This is a genomic window from Pseudomonas sp. S2_F03 (assembly GCF_054668335.1).
Map to the genome: position 1 here is coordinate 191514 of NZ_CP162759.1, position 21564 is coordinate 213077.

Annotated in this window: 19 protein-coding genes and 3 pseudogenes; 7 read left to right on the plus strand and 15 right to left on the minus strand. The window is 60.6% G+C overall.

The genetic code is table 11. The features are described 5' to 3' along the window. Positions 1–46 precede the first annotated feature (46 nt). Positions 47–667 carry a TetR/AcrR family transcriptional regulator gene (locus AB4N76_RS00875; protein WP_046031410.1) on the minus strand — a complete coding sequence of 207 codons (621 nt, stop codon included), beginning with the start codon at positions 665–667 and terminating at the stop codon, positions 47–49. 162 nt (positions 668–829) lie between these two features. Between AB4N76_RS00875 and copC the strand changes: the two genes are divergently transcribed. The 6 genes and pseudogenes from copC (at position 830) to AB4N76_RS00905 (ending at position 6624) form a co-directional block, all read left to right on the plus strand. Next, entirely contained in the window at positions 830–1192 is a 363-nt protein-coding gene (gene copC, locus AB4N76_RS00880) for a copper homeostasis periplasmic binding protein CopC (protein ID WP_046031411.1), read from the plus strand. Between the two features lie 3 nt (positions 1193–1195). Then, a pseudogene (gene copD / locus AB4N76_RS00885) lies at positions 1196–2055 on the plus strand (copper homeostasis membrane protein CopD). Between the two features lie 158 nt (positions 2056–2213). Further along, entirely contained in the window at positions 2214–3512 is a 1299-nt protein-coding gene (locus tag AB4N76_RS00890) for an OprD family porin (protein ID WP_460163986.1), read from the plus strand. A 294-nt stretch (positions 3513–3806) separates the two neighbouring features. Then, positions 3807–4631 (plus strand): NAD-dependent epimerase/dehydratase family protein, encoded by an 825-nt coding sequence (locus AB4N76_RS00895; protein ID WP_460163987.1) that lies wholly within the window; start codon positions 3807–3809, stop codon positions 4629–4631. Positions 4632–4683: 52 nt separating this feature from the next. Further along, positions 4684–5572, plus strand: a pseudogene (locus AB4N76_RS00900) (SMP-30/gluconolactonase/LRE family protein). Between the two features lie 182 nt (positions 5573–5754). Then, positions 5755–6624: an aldose 1-epimerase gene (locus AB4N76_RS00905; RefSeq protein ID WP_046031416.1), complete on the plus strand. Its 870-nt coding sequence runs from the start codon at positions 5755–5757 to the stop codon at positions 6622–6624. A gap of 8 nt (positions 6625–6632) precedes the next feature. On the opposite strand, the gene AB4N76_RS00910 is transcribed toward AB4N76_RS00905, so the two are convergent. The 14 genes and pseudogenes from AB4N76_RS00910 to AB4N76_RS00975 all read right to left on the minus strand — a co-directional run bounded on the left by AB4N76_RS00910 (position 6633) and on the right by AB4N76_RS00975 (position 20212). After that, a complete protein-coding gene (locus tag AB4N76_RS00910; RefSeq protein WP_046031417.1) occupies positions 6633–8360 on the minus strand; it encodes a PAS domain-containing hybrid sensor histidine kinase/response regulator in 1728 nt (575 codons plus the stop codon). Then, complete coding sequence (gene ercA / locus AB4N76_RS00915) at positions 8344–9507, minus strand: alcohol dehydrogenase-like regulatory protein ErcA (RefSeq protein WP_460163988.1); 1164 nt, start codon at positions 9505–9507, stop codon at positions 8344–8346. Before ercA ends, AB4N76_RS00910 begins: the two co-directional genes overlap by 17 nt. Before the next feature lie 227 nt (positions 9508–9734). Next, positions 9735–10863 (minus strand): annotated as a pseudogene (gene pqqE, locus AB4N76_RS00920) (pyrroloquinoline quinone biosynthesis protein PqqE); the annotation flags it as partial. Next, positions 10841–11113: a pyrroloquinoline quinone biosynthesis peptide chaperone PqqD gene (gene pqqD / locus AB4N76_RS00925; RefSeq protein WP_046031420.1), complete on the minus strand. Its 273-nt coding sequence runs from the start codon at positions 11111–11113 to the stop codon at positions 10841–10843. The pseudogene pqqE and the gene pqqD, both read right to left, overlap by 23 nt. Continuing rightward, on the minus strand, positions 11110–11862 hold the full coding sequence (pqqC, locus tag AB4N76_RS00930) for a pyrroloquinoline-quinone synthase PqqC (RefSeq protein WP_046031421.1): 753 nt from the start codon (positions 11860–11862) through the stop codon (positions 11110–11112). Before pqqC ends, pqqD begins: the two co-directional genes overlap by 4 nt. Positions 11863–12006: 144 nt before the next feature. Beyond that, the gene (pqqB, locus tag AB4N76_RS00935) at positions 12007–12921 is read right to left on the minus strand and encodes a pyrroloquinoline quinone biosynthesis protein PqqB (RefSeq protein ID WP_460163989.1); all 915 of its coding nucleotides are present in this window, start codon (positions 12919–12921) and stop codon (positions 12007–12009) included. 55 nt (positions 12922–12976) lie between these two features. Then, positions 12977–13048 (minus strand): pyrroloquinoline quinone precursor peptide PqqA, encoded by a 72-nt coding sequence (gene pqqA, locus AB4N76_RS00940; protein WP_003253598.1) that lies wholly within the window; start codon positions 13046–13048, stop codon positions 12977–12979. Positions 13049–13304: 256 nt separating this feature from the next. Then, the gene (exaC, locus tag AB4N76_RS00945; protein ID WP_046031423.1) at positions 13305–14825 is read right to left on the minus strand and encodes an acetaldehyde dehydrogenase ExaC; all 1521 of its coding nucleotides are present in this window, start codon (positions 14823–14825) and stop codon (positions 13305–13307) included. 130 nt (positions 14826–14955) lie between these two features. Then, positions 14956–16731, minus strand: coding sequence for a PQQ-dependent methanol/ethanol family dehydrogenase (locus AB4N76_RS00950; protein ID WP_046031424.1), 1776 nt, complete (start codon positions 16729–16731; stop codon positions 14956–14958). Positions 16732–16873: 142 nt separating this feature from the next. Beyond that, a complete protein-coding gene (locus tag AB4N76_RS00955; protein ID WP_223525191.1) occupies positions 16874–17812 on the minus strand; it encodes a quinoprotein relay system zinc metallohydrolase 1 in 939 nt (312 codons plus the stop codon). A 16-nt stretch (positions 17813–17828) separates the two neighbouring features. After that, on the minus strand, positions 17829–18590 hold the full coding sequence (locus AB4N76_RS00960; RefSeq protein ID WP_046031426.1) for a quinoprotein dehydrogenase-associated SoxYZ-like carrier: 762 nt from the start codon (positions 18588–18590) through the stop codon (positions 17829–17831). Positions 18591–18599: 9 nt separating this feature from the next. Next, the gene (locus AB4N76_RS00965) at positions 18600–19475 is read right to left on the minus strand and encodes a substrate-binding periplasmic protein (protein WP_046031427.1); all 876 of its coding nucleotides are present in this window, start codon (positions 19473–19475) and stop codon (positions 18600–18602) included. Between the two features lie 4 nt (positions 19476–19479). Beyond that, complete coding sequence (pedF, locus tag AB4N76_RS00970) at positions 19480–19941, minus strand: cytochrome c-550 PedF (RefSeq protein WP_077432020.1); 462 nt, start codon at positions 19939–19941, stop codon at positions 19480–19482. Between the two features lie 148 nt (positions 19942–20089). Continuing rightward, positions 20090–20212 carry a hypothetical protein gene (locus AB4N76_RS00975; RefSeq protein ID WP_256577226.1) on the minus strand — a complete coding sequence of 41 codons (123 nt, stop codon included), beginning with the start codon at positions 20210–20212 and terminating at the stop codon, positions 20090–20092. Positions 20213–20369: 157 nt separating this feature from the next. Here AB4N76_RS00975 and AB4N76_RS00980 point away from each other — a divergent pair, with 157 nt between their 5' ends. Continuing rightward, positions 20370–21554, plus strand: coding sequence for an ABC transporter substrate-binding protein (locus tag AB4N76_RS00980; RefSeq protein ID WP_046031429.1), 1185 nt, complete (start codon positions 20370–20372; stop codon positions 21552–21554). The last annotated feature ends 10 nt before the right edge of the window (positions 21555–21564 follow it).

A 21564-nucleotide genomic window follows, 5' to 3' on the forward strand; every position in this document is an offset into this window, starting at 1 on the left:
GGAGCCGGGCTTGCCCGCGATGAGGCCAGCAGCCTCACAGAAAATCTCAAGGCTCCAGCCCGATCCCGCGCAAAATTACACTGGTCACCGTCTGCACCGCCCGCTCGAATTGCATGTCCGATAACGGCTGATGGTCATTGAGAATGTTCACCTGATGATCAAAGTCCGCGTAATGCTGGGTCGAAGCCCAGATCATGTACAGCAGGCTCGAAGGCTCCACCGGCAAGATGCGTTTATCGTCCACCCACTGGCGAATTTTCGCTTCTTTCATCTTGGCCCAGTCGTAGAGGCTGGCGTCCAGGGCCTCACCCAATGTCGGTGCGCCGTGGATGATTTCGTTGGCCCACACTTTCGAACCGTAAGGCCGGCTGCGCGAGTGGTTCATCTTGGCGCGGATGTAGCTGCTGAGCACCACGCGGGGATCGTCGAACATCTCGAAGCACAGCGCATCCTGTTTCCAGACTTCCAGCAGGTCGAACAGCACTGCGCTGTACAGTTCGGTCTTGGTGCTGAAGTAGTAATGCAGGTTGGATCGCGGCAATTGCACCTGCGCGGCGATATCAGCCATGGCAGTGCCGCCAAAACCTTTTTCGGCGAAGACCTTTTCCGCCCCCAGCAGAATTTTCTCTACATTACTGCGACGAATCCCGATCTTGTGATTGCCCATATGGGCTCCCCGACACCTGCGTTGTCCAAGACTAGCATCCGCTCTACGTCGCGGCGACAGGCTAAAACGAAACTCTGTACACCAGGCTTTCGACGGCTAAACTGACGCCACTTCAAACCTGCCTCCGAACTTGACTCCGAACTTGACTCATAGGAATTCACGATGCTCAAGAAAGCCCTGGTCACCACCGCCCTGCTCTCCTCGCTGCTTGGTGCTTCGTCGGTGTTTGCCCATGCTCATCTGAAAAGCCAGACCCCGGCGGCCGACAGCACCGTGAGCACGCCATCGGAGCTGCGCCTGGAGTTTTCCGAAGGTGTCGAGGCGAGCTTCACCAAGGTCATGCTCAGCAAGGACGGTGCCGCCGTGCCCGTGAAGAGCCTCACCAGCGAAGGCAGCGACAAGAAGACCCTGATCGTCACGCCTGCCGAACCGCTGACGGCGGGCACCTATAAAGTCGAATGGCACGCGGTCTCGGTCGACACCCACAAAAGCGAAGGCGCCTACGCCTTCAAGGTCGGCCAGTAATTCATGATCAGCGCGATGGTGCTGTGTCGCTTTGTGCATTTCACCGTGGTGCTGATGCTGTTCGGGACGTGGGTGTTCAGGCCACTGCTGCTCAATGGCAGCGCTGAACACCTTGATCGACGGCTGACGATGACAACTCGCTGGCTGGCAGCAGTGGCGTTGGTCAGCGGCGTTGCCTGGTTGCTGCTGAGTACCGCAAGCATGGCCGGTGCCTGGGAAGCGGCGGTTGATCCGTCGACCCTGCACCTGGTGCTGGGCAATACGTTTTTCGGTCAAGTCTGGCGCTGGCATTTGCTGCTCAACGCTTTGTTGGTAGCGCTGCTGATGTCGCCGTGGCGGGCGCACACCCTCTGCAAATCGGCCTCGCCAGCCTGTTGCTGGCAACCCTCGCCCCGGTCGGTCACGGAGGCATGCTGGACGGCCTCAACGGCCAATTGCTGATCCTCAACCAAGTCGTGCACCTGAGCTGCGTGGGCGCCTGGCTCGGCGGGTTGTTGCTGTTGGTGATGATCTTGCGCCAACCGGCAGCACAGCCCATCAAAGCGATTCTGCTGCGTTTCAGTGGTGTCGGTTACGCCTTGGTGGCGGGGTTGCTGATCACCGGATTGATCAATGTTCGAGTCCTTACCGGCGTCATTTGGCCCACACCCCTGTTCACCGGTTTCGCGTTGATTCTGTTGATCAAGGTGGTGCTGATTGCCGTAATGCTGGGCCTGGCACTGTTCAATCGCCTGCGCATAGACGATTGCGAGCAGCGCCTGGCAACCCTGAAAACCAGCGTAATCCTCGAATGGCTGCTGGGGATTGGCGCTGTCGCCACCGTCTCCCTCTTGGGCACCCTGCCCCCCATGATTTCCAGCTGACCCCTTCCAGCGGTTTCGTTGACATCCGCGACGACCGGCCATGTCATCGTACAACTTCTAATTGACAACCCGTCGAAGCCTCGCAAATAATCGCCGCCAATGTTGTACGACGACGTATAACAAAAAATAAAAACAACAAGCTGCAATGGAGCGTCACAGTGAGCAAGCTCGTCCGCAATTCGTCCGCACGCACCCCACGTCCATCCTTCAGTCGCCGTCATACCCTGGGCCTCATTGGTTGCAGCGGACTGGCCTTCGCCTTGCCGATGACCAGCCATGCCGAAGGTTTTGCCGATGACGCCAAGGCAACGCTCAATTTGCGCAACGCCTACTTCAACCGCAACTACACCAACCCGGCGTACCCGCAGGGCAAGGCTGAAGAGTGGACGCAAAACTTTATTCTCGACACCAAGTCCGGGTTCACACAGGGCCCGGTGGGTTTTGGCGTCGATGCGCTGGGCCTGTTGTCGATCAAGCTCGATGGCGGCAAAGGCACGGGCGGCACCCAATTGCTGCCGATTGGCAGCGACGGCCGCCCAGTTGATGACTTTGGTCGTCTGGCGGTGGCCGGGAAGATGAAAGTGAGTAAAACCGAAGTGAAGGTCGGCGAGTGGATGCCGGTGCTGCCGATCCTGCGTTCGGACGACGGTCGTTCGCTGCCGCAAACCTTCCGCGGTGGCCAGTTGACGTCCACCGAGATCAGCGGCCTGACGCTGTACGGCGGCCAGTTCCAGCAAAACAGCCCGCGTAACGATGCGAGCATGGAAGACATGTTCATGAACGGCAAATCGGCGGCGATCACCTCGGACCGCTTCAACTTCGGTGGCGGTGAATACGCGTTCAACGACAAGCGCACCCAGGTCGGCGTCTGGTACGCGGAACTCAGCGATATCTACCAGCAACAGTATTTCAACCTGAGCCACAGCCAGCCAATCGGCGACTGGACCCTCGGCGCCAACCTGGGCTATTTCATCGGCAAAGAAAACTGCAGCGCCCTGGCCGGCGACCTCGACAACAAAACCGCATTCGCCTTGCTCTCTGCCAAATACGGCGGCAACACCTTCTACGTCGGACTGCAAAAACTGACCGGTGACGATCAATGGATGCGCGTCAACGGCACCAGCGGCGGCACTCTGGCGAACGACAGCTACAACTCCAGCTACGACAACGCCAGGGAAAAATCCTGGCAAGTGCGCCACGACTACAACTTCGTCGCCCTGGGCGTTCCCGGCCTGACGATGATGAACCGCTACATCAGCGGCGATAACGTGCACACCGGAAAGATCACCGACGGTGAAGAATGGGGTCGCGAATCGGAACTGGCCTACACCGTGCAAAGCGGCCCGCTGAAAAACCTCAACATCAAGTGGCGCAACGCTTCCATCCGCAAGAGCTTCAGCACCAACGAATTTGATGAAAACCGTATCTTCATCAACTACCCGATTTCGTTGTTGTAACACCGACGTTTTCAGTAATTACCCCACCCCTGTGGGAGCCGAGCTTGCTCTCGATGGCTATCTTTCAGTCAGCAAATGAGTTGACTGAACTACCGCAATCGCGAGCAAGCTTTGCTCCTACAGGGGTGGCTTTCCAGTCGGGAGGTTTAGCGTTTGTGCAGGAGGAAACAACCCTCCGTCCATTTCAACCAACGTCACGTTGACAACACCCGGAAAGCCTTACGATACTTCTGCACAGTCGTATGACAACCTACAACGAATCAATAACAACAATCTGATTGCCCAGGATTCCCCATGACGACCACTTCAACCGCCCGCTCCCCTTTCAATCGCCTGCCGCTGACCGGCGCCGCCGGTGGCCTGGGTAAAGTCTTGCGCGAAACCTTGCGCCCTTACGCCAATGTCATTCGCCTGTCGGACATCGCCGACATCGCCCCGGCTATTGATGACCGTGAAGAAGTCGTGCCGTGCGACCTCGCCGACAAGCAAGCGGTGCATCAACTGGTCGAAGGCGTGGACGCGATCCTGCACTTCGGTGGCGTGTCGACCGAGCACTCGTTCGAGCAGATCCTCGGCGCCAACATCTGCGGCGTATTCCACATCTATGAAGCGGCACGCCGTCATGGCGTCAAGCGAGTGATCTTCGCCAGCTCCAACCACGTCATCGGCTTCTACAAGCAGGACGAAGTCATCGACGCCCGCTCGCCTCACCGTCCGGACAGCTATTACGGTTTGTCCAAATCCTACGGCGAAGACATGGCCACCTTCTACTTCGATCGCTATGGCATCGAAACCGTCAGCGTGCGGATCGGCTCTTCGTTCCCGGAACCGCACAACCGCCGGATGATGAGCACCTGGCTGAGCTTCGGCGACCTGACCCAATTGCTCGAACAAGCCTTGTACACCCCGAATGTCGGCCACACCGTGGTCTACGGCATGTCCGACAACAAGGACATCTGGTGGGACAACCGCTACGCTGCGCACCTGGGCTATGCCCCGAACGACACTTCCGAAGTGTTCCGCGAAAAAGTCGAAACCCAGCCGATGCCAGCCGCCGATGATCCGGCCCGTGTCTACCAGGGCGGCGCCTTTTGCGCGGCTGGCCCGTTTGGTGACTGACGCCCTGCTCCCCGGTTGAACCCCACTACAAAAACCAAGGGAATGAGGCGCCATGCAAGCCGAATTGATTGTCGATGCCCGTAACGCCGTCGGTGAATGCCCGGTGTGGGTCCACGAGGAAAACGCCCTGTACTGGGTGGATATTCCTGCCGGGAGCCTGCAACGCTGGAGTGCCGCTAGCGGCGATGTCCATACGTGGACAGCACCGGAGATGCTCGCGTGCATCACCCGCCACCGCGACGGTGGCTGGGTGGCCGGGATGGAAAGCGGTTTTTTCCATTTGCACACGCACAACGACGGCAGCCTCGACAGTCGCTTGTTGGCGCATGTCGACCATGCCCGGACCGACATGCGTTTGAATGATGGGCGCTGCGATCGCCAGGGCCGTTTCTGGGCGAGCAGCATGGTGCTGAACATGGGTGCCAACGCGGCCGATGGCGCGCTTTATCGCTACAGCGCCGGTGAACGCGGGCCACTTGCGGCGCAACTCGGCGGGTTTATCGTCCCCAACGGCCTGGGTTTCAGCCCGGATGGTCGCACGATGTACCTCTCTGACTCTCATCCTTCGGTCCAGCAGATCTGGGCCTTTGACTACGACATCGGCAGCGGCATACCGTCCAATCGGCGGCTGTTCGTCGACATGCAGCAGTTCCCCGGCCGCCCCGACGGTGCCGCTGTCGATGCCGATGGCTGCTACTGGATCTGCGGCAATGACGCCGGGCTGATTCACCGCTTTACCCCGGACGGCCGCCTGGATCGCTCGCTCGCCGTCCCGGTGAAAAAAGCCTACCATGTGCGCCTTCGGTGGCAGTCGACTGGACACGCTGTTCGTGACCTCGATCCGCCCCGGTGACGACCAAGATGAGCAGTCTCTGGCCGGTGGTGTGTTTGCCCTCAATCCAGGCGTTACCGGGTTGCCCGAACCTCAGTTCAACGCATGAACCACCGCCGATCACCTGTAGCAGCTGGCGAAGCCTGCGTTCGGCTGCGCAGCAGTCGTAAAACCATATTGCACGGTGCATCAGAAAGACCGCATTCACCGGATTGACGACTGCTGCGCAGCCGAACGCAGGCTTCGCCAGCTGCTACAGGGTTAGTGTTCTCATATTTGGAACCCATTTAGATGACGCCAAAGATTCTCGAACTCGAAGACGAATTCACCCGCCTCACCCTCGCCCCCGAGCTTGGTGGCAGCATCGTCAACTGGACGGTTCGCAGCACGGGGCAACCGCTGTTGCGTCACAACGATGCCCAGGCGCTGAACACCGGTTTGCCGGGCAAACTCGGCTGCTATCCCCTGGTGCCATGGTCCAACCGAATCGCCGAAGGCGGCTTCGACTGCCCCGATGGCTGGCTGGCCCTGACGCCCAACAGCCTCACCGATCCGCTGCCCATTCACGGCAGTGCCTGGCAGCAACCGTGGCAGGTGGTGTCGCACGCCGTCGACGAAGTCATCCTGCAACTCGACAGCACCACGCCGTTCGCCTATCGCGCCCGCCAACGCTTCCATCTGAACAAGGGTCGATTAAGCGTCGAATTGCAGGTCACTCATTTGGCCGACCGCGCTGCCTGGCATGGGCTCGGTCTGCACCCCTACTTTCCACGCACCGCCAACACGCAGCTACAGGCCAAGGCCGAGCAAGTCTGGTTGTGCGATAGCTCGAAACTGCCGACCGAGTTGATTGAGCTGCCCGCCGCCTGGGACTTTCAGCAACCGGGCGCATTACCCGCGATGCTGGTCGACAACGGTTTCTGTCACTGGGACGGCCATTGCCTGATTCGGCAACCCGACCTCGGTTATGCGCTTGAATGCCAGGCCACCGGCAGCGACTACTACCTGCTGTACTGCCCGGTCGACCTGGGGTTTTTCTGCATCGAACCGGTGAGCCACCCGGTCAACGCCCATCACCTGCCGGGCCGGCCAGGTCTGCGCTTGCTGGAACAAGGCCAGTCGGCTGAGCTCGGCTTCAGCCTGCAGTATCGTGCGCTCTGACCACGCCACTATCCGAGCATTTGACTCAGCGCCGCGCGCAGCTTGCCGGGTTTCACCGGTTTGTTCAGCAGCGGTGCGCCGAGTCTCTGCAATGAGCGTCGACACTGGTCCGTACGGTCCGCCGTGATGATCACCGCCGGAATAGCCTGGCTGAAATGCTCGCGCAAATGCCTGACCACATCGCACCCGACAATGCCGTGATCGAGGTGATAGTCCGCCAGAATAAGCTCCGGTGGTTGCCCGCGCAGGGCCGCCAGCGCGGAGGATTCGTCGGTGGCCGTGACCACCTCGCACCCCCACTGCCCAAGCAGCGCGCTCATGCTCTCGAGAATGCTCACTTCGTTGTCCAGCACCAGCAAACGTCGGCCAGGCAAGGGATTGCCCGTGCTCAACTGAGGTGTGGCCTGACTGATCGGTAGCGGCACCTCATGGGCAATCGGTACGTCGATGCTGAACAGCGAACCACGCCCTGGCAACGATTTAACCCGAACCTGATAACCCAGAATCTTGGCGATGCGTTCAACGATGGCCAGTCCTAACCCCACGCCTTTGCGGTCGGCAGCACGTCCGACGTCGAGTTGGTTGAACTCCAGGAAAATCGAATCCAGTCGGTCCGCAGCGATACCGCGCCCGGTGTCCCAGACTTCCAGGCGCAGCATGGCTCCCCGTCGGCGGGCCGCAAGCAGAACGCTACCCTCATCGGTGTAGCGGCAGGCGTTACTGAGAAAATTACGCAGGATGCGGGTCATCAGGCGCAAATCGGTGCTGATGGCGTAATCGCCCACATGCACCCGCAGATTCAGACCGGCCGCTTCGGCGACCGACTGAAACTCGGAAACCAGCGGCCCGAGCAATTCGTCCAGACGATACAGACCGATGTCTGGTTTGACCGCCGCTTGATCGAGCCGGGAAATATCCAGCAAATCAGTGAGCAGATCTTCAGCGCCTTCCAGCGCCTGATGGGTGCGCTCGACCAGTACCTGCTCGACGTCGGGCAGTTTGCGTTCACGCAACGTCGATATCAGCAAGCGCGCGGCGTTAAGTGGTTGCAGCAGGTCGTGACTGGCGGCAGCGAGGTACTTGTCCTTGCTGCGGTTGGCCGCCTCGGCGGCGTCGCGGGCATCGCGCAGGGCGCGGGCAATCTGTTTACGCTGAGTAATCTGCTGTTGCAGGTTGCGGTTGGCTTCCAACAATTCATCGGTGCGCGCGGTGACGCGTTGCTCCAGTTCGTCGTTGAGTTGCTGCAGGCGTTGCTGCGCCAGTTTTCGCTCGGTGATATCGGCGACGAAGCCTTCCACCAGTCCCTCCTGACCGGGCTTGAGCAGCAGGTTCATCAACACATCGAGGTGGCTGCCGTCCTTGCGGCGCAGACGGGTCTCATAGCCATGGAGGCTGCACTGGTGCCTGAGGATTTCGCCGATGTTTTCCAACTCCTGCGCGCCGTCGACGAACAGGTTACTGGCCAGGTCGGTCAGGGAGAACAGCACCTCCTGCGGGTCCTGATAACCAAGCATATGCGCCAGCGCGGGGTTGGCGGCCCGCATGCCTTCTTGCAGGCTGGCCTGAAAAATTCCCTGCACCGCGTTTTCGAACAGCCATTTGTAGCGATTGCGCTCGGCTTCCAGTTCGTCGAGCCGCGCGGCCAATTCCGGGTAATGACTCTTGCGCGCCGAATGGCTGCCTAACCCGAGTAGCCCCGCCAGAGCCCGTTGCTGCTCGTCAGAGGGCTTCGCCATAGACGACCTCGACATCACGCTGACTGGATTCGCGCGGGTTGGTCAGGATGCACGGATCGTGCATGGCATGCTGCGACAGGAACGGAATGTCCGAGGTCCTGACGCCATGCAAACCGAGGGTTTCGTGAAAGCCGATGGCGTGCTTGAGGGCGATCAGGTGTTCGACCAGAAGCCCGCAGATCTGGCGGTGATTCAGGCCTCGGCAGTCGATGCCGAAGGTCTCGGCAATCACCTTGAAGCGGTCCGGTGCCGAGTTGTAATTGAAGGCAACGACATGCTCCACCAGCACCGCATTGCACAAGCCATGGGGCAGATCGAGAAAGCCGCCGAGGCTATGGGACATGGCGTGCACCGCGCCCAGGATGGCGTTGGAAAACGCCAACCCGGCCTGCATGCTGCCCAGCATGATTTTCTCGCGCAGGGCGATGTCGCTCGGGTTGGCGATCATCTGCACGAGGTTGCCATTGATCAGGCGCATCGCCTCCAGCGCGTGGGGGTCGGTCAGCGGCCCGTGGCCCGTGGACACGAAGGCTTCGATGGCATGCACCAACGCGTCGATGCCAGTACAGGCCGACAGGAACGGGTCCATGCTCAGGGTGGTTTCCGGATCGATCAGCGAAACATCCGGCACTACGGCCTTGCTGACGATGGAGAACTTCATGCGCTCCTGCTGGTTGGAAATAATCACGAATTGCGAGACGTCGGCCGAGGTGCCGGCGGTGGTCGGAATCAGAATCAGCGGCGGGCTGGGTACGCGGATGGTGTCCACCCCCTCGAATTCCAGGATGCTGCGGCCATGGGCGACGACGATGCCGATGCCTTTGCCGCAGTCCATCGGGCTGCCGCCACCGACGGCGACGATCACGTCGCAGTGGTTTTCCCGGTACATCTCGGCACCGAGCATCACTTCTTCGACCCGTGGGTTGGGTGAGACATCGCTGTAAAGGCAGTATTCGATGCCCAGCGCTTGCAGGCTGGCTTCGACATCCGCGACCCAGCCGGCGGCAATCACACCGGGATCACTGACCACCAGCACCTTGCGCGCGCCAAAAGTCTTGGCGTAATTACCGACACTGTGCCGGCTACCGGCACCGAAGATGATTTCAGGCGAAACGAATTTACGCAGCTGGTTGAGACTCTGGCTCATTGGAAAGCCTGTTTTTATTGTTTTGGAAGGTAGAAACCACACTAAACCATCCAGCTGCGAATGCAATCAGACCAATGGGTAGCCCTACCTGCGGTGTACTCCCCTGTGGGAGCGGGCTTGCCCGCGATAGCTGCCTGACAGTCGACATCGATGTTGAATGTGCCACCCTCATCGCGGGCAAGCCCGCACATAGGGGATTTGTGTCGCCAGACTAGCCGCGATAGATCAACTCGTGAAGCCTTCTCGTTGCGCATCGTCAGGTGCTCCACCCCCAGCCCCGGCGCCTCGGCGTCCTCGCGAGCCTTGAGGATCACACCGTGGTGCGCGGACTTGCTGCACACCGGGTCGGCATTGCTGGCATCGCCGGTCAGCATGAAGGCCTGGCAGCGGCAGCCGCCCAGGTCCTTGTGTTTTTCGTCGCAGGAGCGGCACGGCTCCTTCATCCAGTCATCGCCGCGAAAACGATTGAAGCCGAACGAGTCATTCCAGATGTGCGAGAGGCTGTGTTCACGCACGTTGGGAAACTGCACAGGCAACTGCCGGGCGCTGTGGCAAGGCAAGGCAGTACCGTCGGGGGTGATGTCGAGAAAAAGATTGGCCCAGCCGTTCATGCAGGTTTTGGGACGCTCTTCGTAGTAGTCCGGGGTGACGAAGATCAACTTGCACGGGTGGCCCTGGGCTTCCAGACGTTGGCGATATTCGTTGGTGACGCGCTCGGCACGCTGCAATTGCTCGCGGGTGGGCAACAGGCCTACGCGATTGAGTTCCGCCCAGCCGTAGAACTGGCAGGTGGCCAATTCGACGAAGTCCGCTTCCAGTTCCAGGCACAACTCGATGATCTGCGCGATCCGGTCAATGTTGTGCCGATGGGTGACGAAGTTCAGGACCATCGGGTAGCCCTGGGCCTTCACCGCCCTGGCCATGGCGAGTTTCTGGGCGAAGGCCTTGCGCGAACCGGCGAGCATGTTATTGACCGCTTCGTCAGCGGCCTGGAAGCTGATCTGGATATGGTCCAGCCCGGCCACCTTGAAGTCGCGCACTTTCTGCTCGGTCAGGCCGATGCCCGAGGTGATCAGGTTGGTGTAGTAACCCATGTCCCGGGCAGCCTTGATCAGCTCGGCGAGGTCCTGACGTACCAGCGGCTCGCCACCGGAAAAGCCCGAATTGAGCGGCGCCCATGTCCCGCGCTTCGCGGAATACGCGAATCCATTCTTCCGTGCTCAGTTCCTCGCCATGCCGGGCAAAATCCAATGGATTGGAGCAATAGGGGCATTGCAGCGGACAACGGTAGGTCAGCTCGGCGAGCAGCCACAACGGCGGTCCCGGCGGGGTCTCACTCGATCCAGAATTGCGCATGGGCCACCTCCAGAAACGCCAGCACATCCTCGTCAATTCCCGGCACACCGGGAAAATTCGCGGCCAGTAGATCGATGATCGTTGCGACACTGCGCTGACCGTTCACCAGACCGAGGATCTGACCGGCACTGCCATTGAGTTTGATCATGCCTTCGGGGTACAGCAGCACATGGCAATCCTGGCAAGGCTCCCATTGCAGGCGAAAACCACGACGCAAGGCCGGTGACTGTTGGCGGTTGATCAGGCTCACAGGGCAATCCCCCGGTGCCAGACGTTCTCGGCAGTGACCGTGTGATACGGCGGGCGTTCCAGCTCGTAGGCCATGCTCATGGCATCAAGCATGCTCCACAGCACGTCGAGTTTGAATTGCAGAATCTGCAGCATGCGTTGCTGCCCCTCTGCCGTCACGTAGTGCGCCAGGGTGATGCGCAAGCCGTGCTCGACATCGCGTCTGGCCTGACTCAGGCGCGTGCGGAAATAGTCGTAGCCGGCGGCTTCGATCCAGGGGTAATGGGTCGGCCAGGCGTCGAGTCGCGACTGATGGATCTGTGGGGCAAAGAGTTCGGTCAGCGAACTGCTGGCCGCTTCCTGCCAGCAGGCGCGACGGGCGAAATTGACGTAGGCATCCACCGCAAAGCGCACCCCGGGCAGCACCAATTCCTGGGACAGAATCTGCTCACGATCCAGCCCCACCGCTTCACCCAGGCGCAGCCAGGCTTCGATACCGCCCTCGCTGCCGGGGACGCCGTCGTGGTCGAGAATCCGTTGCAGCCATTCCCGGCGCACGTCACGGTCCGGGCAGTTGGCGAGAATCGCGGCGTCCTTCAGTGGAATGTTGATCTGATAGTAGAAACGATTGGCGACCCAGCCCTGGATCTGCTCGCGGCTGGCACGCCCGGCATACATGGCTTGATGGAAGGGATGGTGAATATGGTAGTAGGCGCCCTTGGCACGCAGGGCGGCTTCGAATTCGCTGGGGGTCATTGCGTTGTCAGTCATTGCGGTTCTCCGGGAGGTTCTGCGGCGTCTGGTTCAGCCCCATCGCGAGCAAGCCCGCTCCCACAGGTGTTCGGTGTGAACACACATTTCATGTACAGCAGAAATCCATTGTGGGAGCGGGCTTGCCCGCGAAGGCGTCCTTCGCTACAGCTCAATACTCATGCCGTCATAAGCCACTTCGATCCCGCGTCGCTCCAGCAAGGCGCGCTCGGCCGAGTCTTCATCAAGGATCGGATTGGTGTTGTTAATGTGGATCAGCACCTTGCGCTGGCGGGTAAAACCCTCCAGCACGTCCAGCATGCCGCCGGGGCCACTTTGCGACAGATGCCCCATTTCGCTGCCCAGGCTCTGGCCGACTTCGCAGATGCGCATTTCGTCATCACGCCACAGGGTGCCGTCCAGCAGCAGACAATCGGCACGTTGCATCCAGCCCAACACTTCATCGTCGACTTGCCCAAGGCCCGGCGCATAGAACAGCGAGGCACCGCTGCGCAGGTCTTCAATGAACAAGCCAATGGTGTCGCCCGGTTGCGGATTGCCGCGATTGGGCGAGTACGGCGGTGCATTGCTGACCAAGGGAATCGCCCGCCATTGCAGGTGCTCGCAGGCCGGCAGACTGAACGGCTGGCGATCCAGACCAATCGGCTGCCACTGCAACCCGCCATTCCAGTGCCGCAGCATGTTGAACAACGGGAAGCCGCTGCTCAGGTCCTGATGCACCCGCTCGGTGCACCAAACGGCATGCGGACAGCCTTCGCGCAGGCTCAGCAGGCCGGTGCAGTGATCGATCTGGCTGTCCAGCAGCACGACGCCCGCGATGGCGCTATCGCGCAACTGACGGGCCGGTTGCAACAGCGGGAAACTCTCGAGTTGCGCACGAATGTCCGGCGATGCGTTGCACAGCACCCAGTCCACCCCGTTGTCGCTCAGGGCAATCGACGACTGCGTACGACGCTGTGCTCGCAGGCTGCCATTGCGCACACCGGAGCACTGGCGGCAGTTACAGTTCCACTGTGGAAACCCACCACCAGCGGCGGAACCGAGAACGCGGATGTGCATGGTGGAGGCTCCTTAAGGCAGGCCCGGCCAACCCGACGGCTGGCCGGGTGATCAATCAACGGTTGGCGAAATACATCGTCACTTCGAAGCCAATACGCAGATCGGTAAACGCGGGTTTAGTCCACATGGGTCAATCCTCTTCTTGTGCCGGGCGATTCCGGTAGAGCCATTAATGCACGGGGCGTTGAGTGCCCGAATGCTACTTTCGAAGGAGCTTTGGGGGTGATTTGGTAGGGGGTGTTGCACATGGATCGGGATACAGAAAACCAATGTGGGAGCGGGCTTGCCCGCGATGGCGGCCTGACGTTCAACATCAATGTTGAATGTGCTGGCCTCATCGCGGGCAAGCCCGCTCCCACAGGTTTTTCAGTGTTCTTGCGGAATCAGAAGAACCCCAGCGGATTGATGTCGTAACTCACCAACAGGTTTTTGGTCTGCTGGTAGTGATCGAGCATCATCTTGTGGTTTTCCCGACCGACGCCGGACTTCTTGTAGCCCCCGAACGCCGCGTGCGCCGGGTACAGGTGATAGCAGTTGGTCCAGACGCGCCCGGCCTTGATCGCCCGGCCCATGCGGTAGGCGCGGTTGATGTCGCGGGTCCAGAGGCCGGCACCGAGGCCGAACTCGCTGTCATTGGCAATCGCCAGGGCTTCGGCTTCGTCCTTGAAGGTGGTGATACCCACCACCGGGCCGAAGATTTCTTCCTGGAACACGCGCATTTTGTTGTGGCCCTTGAGCAGGGTCGGCTGGATGTAATAGCCGCTGGACAGGTCACCTTCAAGGCGCTCGGCGGCACCACCGGTGAGGAGCTCGGCGCCCTCCTCTTGAGCAATTTTCAGGTACGAGAGAATCTTGTCGTATTGCTGCTCCGACGCCTGGGCGCCGACCATGGTGTCGGTGTCCAGCGGGTTGCCGCGCTTGATCTTGACGATCTTTTTCATCACCTCGGCCATGAACGGCTCGTAGATCGATTCCTGCACCAGCGCTCGCGATGGGCAGGTGCACACTTCGCCCTGGTTGAAGAACGCCAGCACCAGACCTTCGGCCGCTTTTTCAATGAACTGTGGCTCGGCGTTCATGATGTCTTCAAAGAAAATGTTCGGCGACTTGCCGCCCAGCTCGACAGTGCTCGGGATGATGTTCTCGGCGGCGCAATGCATGATGTGCGCGCCCACCGGGGTGGAGCCGGTGAAGGCGATCTTGGCGATGCGCTTGCTGGTGGCGAGTGCTTCGCCGGCCTCGCGACCGAAGCCTTGAACGATGTTCAACACCCCTGCCGGCAGCAGGTCGGCGATGAGCTCGGCAAAGACCATGATCGACAGCGGCGTTTGCTCGGCAGGCTTGAGCACGATGCAGTTGCCGGCGGCCAGGGCCGGGGCGAGTTTCCAGGCCGCCATCAGCAGCGGGAAATTCCACGGAATGATTTGCCCGACCACACCCAGAGGCTCGTGGAAGTGATAGGCCGTGGTCAGCTCGTTGATCTCGGCAGCCCCGCCTTCCTGGGCACGAATGCAGCCAGCGAAGTAACGGAAGTGGTCGGCGGCCAGCGGCACGTCGGCGTTCAGGGTTTCGCGCACGGCCTTGCCGTTGTCCCAGGTTTCGGTGACGGCAAGGATTTCCAGGTTTTGTTCGATGCGATCGGCAATTTTCAGCAGCACCCGTGAGCGGTCCTGAGCCGAGGTCTTGCCCCAGGCATCGGCCGCGGCATGGGCGGCGTCGAGCGCCTTGTCGATGTCAGCGGCGCTGGAGCGCGGGAACTCGGCAATCACCTCACCGGTGACGGGCGAGGTGTTGGTGAAATACTCGCCATTGATCGGTGCGACAAACTCGCCACCGATAAAGTTGCCGTAGCGTGGTTTGAAGGTAATGACGGCGCCTGGGGTTCCGGGTTGTGCGTAGATCATGGTGGGCCTCTGTCTGGGTCGATGCCTGTCGTACCAACAGGCGATGAACCGATACTAGAGAGCCCCGCGTACCGAACGAATGCATCGTTGGCAGGAGGGACTCTCGTTATTTGGTAGTAGGTGACGTCGATCAGTGCTTGGCGACGAGGTCTTTTGGCAGCTTGAAGGTCCAGAGCATGCCGCCCTGGTTAAAGTCCTTCACCCGCTTGGCTACTTCACCGCCCCACAACGGCACGGCGCCGCCCCAGCCGGAGAGGACCGACACGTATTGTTCGCCGTCCATTTCCCAGGTCACGGGTGAGCCGAGTACGCCGGAGCCCGTCTGGAACTCCCAGACTTTCTCGCCCGTCTTGGCATTGAATGCCTGCAGGAAACCTTCCGGCGTGCCGGTGAACACCAGGTTGCCCTTGGTGGTCAGCACCCCGCCCCACAGCGGCGCGTAGTTCTTGTGGCGCCAGACTTCCTTGCCGGTTTTCGGGTCAATGGCGCGCAGCACGCCGATGTAGTCTTCGTTCAATGGCTTGATGGTGAAGCCGGCACCGAGGAATGCCGCGCCTTTTTTGTAGGCGATGCCTTCGTTCCAGATGTCCATGCCCCACTCGTTGGACGGCACGTAAAACAGCCCGGTGTCCCTGTTGTAAGCCATCGGCATCCAGTTTTTCGCGCCGAGGAACGCTGGCGCTACGAAGACCGAACTGCCCTTGGCCTCAGAACCCGGGGCACCCGGACGGCTGGCTTCGTTGTAGATGGGCCGGCCGTTTTTATCGAGCCCGGTGGCCCAGGTGATCTTGTCCACGAACGGAAAACCACGGATGAATTTGCCGTTGGTGCGATCCAGTACATAGAAGAAACCGTTGCGGTCAGCGGTGGCCGCCGCTTTGATTTCTTTGCCACCCTCGGTGTAGTTGAACGACACCAGTTCGTTCACGCCGTCGTAGTCCCAACCATCATGGGGCGTGCTCTGGAAGTGCCATTTGATGGTGCCGTCGTCTGGATTGAGCGCCAGTCGCGACGACGAATAGAGGTTGTCGCCAGGGCGCAGGTGCGAGTTCCATGGCGCGGGGTTGCCAGTGCCGAACAGCAGCAAATTGGTTTCCGGGTCGTAGTAGCCACCCAGCCAAGGGGCGGCGCCACCGGTTTTCCAGAGGTCGCCCGGCCAGGTCTTGCCCGCCTCGCCGCCAGAGATGCCGTTTTCCACGGCTTTGCCGTCCTTGTAGACATAACCCATGTGGCCTTCGACGGTGGGACGGGTCCACAGCAGATCACCATTTTTCGGGTCATAGGCTTCAATCTTGCCGACCACGCCGAACTCGCCACCAGCCACGCCGGTAATCAGTTTGCCGTTGATCACCAGCGGCGCGGCACTGATCGAATAGCCTTCCTTGTGGTCAGCAACTTTCTTGCTCCAGACCACCTTGCCGGTGTCCTTGTTCAGCGCCACGAGCTTGGCGTCGAGGGTGCCGAAAATCACCAGGTCGCCATACAACGCAACACCCCGGTTGATGACGTCGCAGCACGGGCGGATGTCATCCGGCAGACGTGCATCGTATTGCCAAAGCTTTTTGCCAGTGCGTGCATCCACGGCGAACACCCGGGAGTACGAGCCGGTCATGTACATCACGCCGTCCTTGACCATCGGCTGCGCTTGCTGGCCACGCTGTTTTTCACCACCGAAGGAAAACGCCCAGGCCGGCCGCAATTCCTTCACGTTATCGACGTTGAGAATGTCCAGCGGGCTGTAGCGCTGCCCTTGGACACCCAGGCCGTTGGTGACGACTTGCTCCGGGTTTTTCGGGTCCTGGAGAATGTCCTGGTCGGAGACGGCGGCCAATGCCTGGCCGGACAACAGCATGGCACTGAGCAGCAGGCTCAAGACGAAGGGCTGGCGACGTACGGGTTGAGTCATGACGGCTACCTCTGCGGTTTTTGTTATTAGCGGGAAAGTTTCCCGGTGTAGTGCAGATTCTTGGGCGCCACTGCCGCGACAACAATTACCCGCAATAAGGAGATTCCTAATCCCTTAGTAGCGGGTCGAATTCGTACAGGCCTTACCGGCTTGCGCCGGAATCGACCCGGGTCATTTGCCCACGCTCGTAACGCGGGTACAAATGACTAACGCTGCGGATCAATTCATAACGGCTCAGATTGATCCCGGCAAAACGTTCAGGGATGGGGCTGCGGATGATCTCGGCCATGTCGCTGCCGTTAGCCGCGCCGTCGCGCAGCAGTTGATCGAGCCAGGTCAGGTAGTCACGCATTTGCTCAAAGGGGCCTGAGTCGCTGGCCACCGGGCCGTGGCCGGGCACGATCAGTGTCCATGGCAAGCCTTGCAGCGTGGCGATGTCCGCCAGCCACACCGACAACCCGGGGCTGTTGGGGGTGGTCAGGGCCCGTTGATAAAACACCAGGTCCCCGGCAAACAGCACGCCGGTTTGCTGGTCGAGAATAGCCAGATCCGCCCCTGAGTGCCCACCCAGGCTCAGCAAGCGCAAATCGTGATTCCCAAAACTGTAGAGACCCGGCGTCAATTCTTGGCGAGGCAACACCACTTCGGTGCCGCGCATCCAGTCCCCCACCATTCGATACAGGTTCTCGGCCATCGCATCACCTTGTTGATGCAACAGCTCGGTGGTGCCGGCCAAGGCACCGATCGGCACGTCGGTGAAGGCCTGATTGCCCAGCACATGGTCCGGGTGATGGTGAGTCAATAACACCTGGATCACCGGCTTATCGGTGGTGGCGGCAATCGCCTTGCGCATCGCTTCGCCGTAACGTTTCGACGGCCCGGTGTCGATGACCACCACGCCGCGCTCGGTGACGATGAAGGCGGTGTTGACGATGTTGCCGCCGTTATCCTTGGCAAAATTATCGGTGCTGCCCTCCAGCAACCAGGTGTCCTGGGCGATCTGTCGGGGCTTGAGTGAATATTCAAGGTCGGCCAATGCCGACAGACTGACGCTAAACACAATCAGCAGTATCCAGCGCATGAAACGCTCCTTTGGGTCAGGGAATGGCCGCATCAAATTCGTTGCCGCTGGTGTCCCGCACGAACAGGCGTGTCTGCCCTGCCCCTTCGATGTCGAAGGTCAGGTTGGGGTTTTCACTGACGGCGGGAAACAACTCAAGCCGGGCCAACACCTGACCGTCCTGGTCCTTCAATTCGGCATGGTTGATGAAAAACTCCGGGATACCGCTGACCATGCCGTTGTCCATCGGATGCGCCACCTGCACACGTAATCGGCTGAACTCACTGCGTGGATAGCGGCCACCCAGCACTTCGCCAATGTGTTCCTCCCAGCCTGGCTGGGTGCGCACGACGCTCGGCGCGGTGCAGCCACCGCCCGCCGCGTCGATCAGGGTCGAACCGACGTGCCATAGCCCATCACGGGTCAATACCGCCGCGCGCAACGGCGTGGCCTGTTCGATGCGAATCCGCACCGACAGCCACGGCAGCACACGGTCCAGCGGCTGGAAGTCGACAATTTTCGGCAGCGGGTTGAGCTCGGCCCAGGCGAGGATTTTCACCACCTCGCCCTTGAACGAGCGGGCATCGATTTCCAGTGGCACTTGCCGGGCATCTTCGGCAAACGGCGGCGCCAGCAGCTTCACTCGCTCATCAAAAACAAAGGGGGCGTCACCAAGCATCTGCTTGTGATAGAAGCCCCACATCACCGACGGCACCGGGTCCTTGCCCGGATCGATATTCGCGGCCTGAACGATCCAGGGAAACCAGCAGGCCAACAGACATGTCACTCGCCAGCTCATCAACTGCTCCTATTGATACATCTCGGGCACGTCATACCGCAGGCCGTAATGGCTGTAGATCGTTTTCACCGAGCCGTCGCGGATGAGGCCTTCCAGTGCCTCTTCCACGGCATAGGCCAATTGCCGATTGCTTTCGTGCACCGCCATGCCGATTTCCCAAAGCTGTTTGCCCATGTTCGGATAGGCGTTCTCCGCCAGTGCCACTTGCGGGTCGGCCGCTTCATGCACCTGCCAGTCAATTTCGCCACGCATGGCCATCACCGCGTCGACCTCTCCGGCCTTCATGGCCGCAAATGCCTGGGGTACGCCTGGGTAGTGGTGGGTTTTGCCGGCGAGCATGCCGTTGAACACCGAGGTCAGGTAGAACGACGGCACGCTGTCGACCTCGACGCCAATCGGGTGGTGCTCGAACACTGCAACGCTGGCGACCTTGTCCAGTCGGCGACGATCGTAAGCCACTTGCCATTGTTCGTTCTGGTAAGGGCCGAACATCACCACATGGCCGTTTTCCAGTTCGCCCAATTCGTTGCGCCTCTGCGCGTAGTCACGGTCGTAGGGCACCCGCATCATCAGGTCGGCCAGTTGCTGGTTGTGCAGTGCACTGGCGCGCCATATGTAGTCGCGCAGATCGTCGTCGAGCTTTTCACCGGCAGGCGCCCACATCAGCGTCAAGCGCACACCGAGTGCCTTGGCCAACGCCTCGGCGAGTTCTACATCAACGCCTCGGGGCTGGCCGGCTTGCTCAAAACTGTAAGGGGCGAAGTCTTTGTAGACCGCCACTTTCAGTTCCCCGGCGGCGATCATTTCGTCGTAATTGCGAACCTGCGCCTGCACCGCCTGGCAGCACAGCCACACAGCGCTGATCAATACCGCGAGCAGACGCATGGGGTTACTCCTCGACGTGAACGCTGTCCAGATAAGTGCGCACCGCCCACAACGCTTCCTGGCTCAAGTAGTCAGCCATTTTCGGCATGTAGACCCGGCCGTCACGCACTGCGCCATGACGGACGCGTTCGACAAACCACTCATCTCCCGACTCAGCGACATCCAGCATGCGCAAGTCAGGGGCAATCCCGCCGGACTTGGCTTCCAGGCCATGGCACGCCGCACAGTTCTGGTTGTAGGCCGACGAGCCGATTTCCAGCGCTTTGTCGTGCTCCGGGGAGGTGCGGTAGGGGTTCACTGCCGCCCAGCCATCGCCATCGACCTGAACACCGGCGTCCTTGATGGGCGTCAGGCCTTTTGTTTCCACGGCTTGAGGCACCACGTTGCCGTGAGCCCATACGGAACCCGCACTGATAACACCGGCCAGCAGCCCGGCGACAAGTAAGGCGTTGCGTTTTGTTGTCATTGTTATGCCCTCTGGATTGCACGCAAAACCTCTTGGCAGAGGCTATGGCACCCATCTTAGAAACGGCTTCGCATTCACCCCATGCTGCTTTGGTGTTCGCCGCCTAGTCCCTTGGTAGTAAGGCGATGGATCGACACCGGGAGCAAGCCTAGCGACCCGGGGTGGCGGGCAACACGGGTAACGGCAGTGGATGCGGGCCGTGAAGCCGGTCGACGCCGATCAGGGTCAAAATCAGCAAAAAAGGCAGGAGCAGCGCTTTGATAATTCGCATGGACGTTCTCCTCCCTGGCGATGACCGTTGCAGCCCATGCTAGAGCCGCGCCGCACGGGGCGAGTTACTACCTTGGTACTGGCCGACCGGTACTTTCTGCATATTTCCTCGGCTCCACGGGCTTCCTATGCTGGCGCTACCTGTAAAGGAGTGCCCTATGCGCCAGCTTGCCCCTTACGCCTTGCTCTACCTGCTGGCGATTGCCTGCGCTGCTGGCGTGGCCACCCACAGCCAGGCGGCAGACGCGCCATTGCAGGTGCGAATCGGCTACCTGGGGTATCGCCCCGATCCGGGGCCACTGTTGTCGAACGTCATTCCCGAGCCGGCTGATGCCGGGCTGCGCGGCGCCGAACTGGCGATCACCGACAGCAACAGCACCGGGCGTTTTCTCAACCATGGTTACAGCCTGCTCAGCGCCAGCGTCGACAATCCGCAAGCCTTGCTTGAAGCGGCCAAAAACCAGCACGCACAGGGCCTGCGTCTGTTTGTGGTGAACGCTCCGGTCGACACCTTGCGCCAACTCAGCGCTGCCCTGCCCGACAGCCTGCTGTTCAACGCCGGCAGTCCCGACGACCGCTTGCGCACCACCGATTGCTTGCCGAACGTGCTGCACACCTTGCCGAGTCGGGCGATGCTCGCCGATGCCCTGGCGCAATTTCTGGTGGTGCGCAAATGGCAGCGGGCGCTGCTGATTGTCGGCCCGACTCCTGACGATCAAGCCTATGCCGCCGCCCTGCGCCGCGCCGCCAAGCGCTTCGGTCTGCAACTGGTCGCGGAAAAACCCTGGAGCTTCGATAACGATCAACGCCGCAGCGCCCAAGCCGACATGCCGCTGTTCACCCAGACCGCCGAATATGACGTGGTGCTGGTGGCCGATGAACGCGGCGACTTCGGTGAATACGTGCCCTACCAGACCTGGTTCCCGCGCCCGGTCGCCGGCACTCAGGGCCTGACCCCGGTGGGCTGGCACAAGACCGTGGAAACCTACGGCGCTGCGCAGCTGCAAAAGCGTTTTGAAGCCCTGGCCGGACGCTGGATGAACGACCGCGATTTCGCTGCGTGGATCGCCGTGCGCAGCATCGCCAGCGCCGTGAGCAAACTGGGGCAGACCGAGCCGATGGCGATCCGGACGCTTGAAATCAGCGATCAACTGCCGCTGGACGGTTTCAAGGGACGCAAGCTCAGTTATCGCCCATGGAACGGCCAGTTGCGCCAGCCGATCCCCATCGTCCAGCCCCGGGCACTGGTCAGCACCTCACCGCAGGACGGCTTTCTGCACCCCTTCAACGAAATGGACAGCCTGGGCTACGACAAGCCCGAGGTCAGCTGCCGCTTTCCCTGACTCGATAATT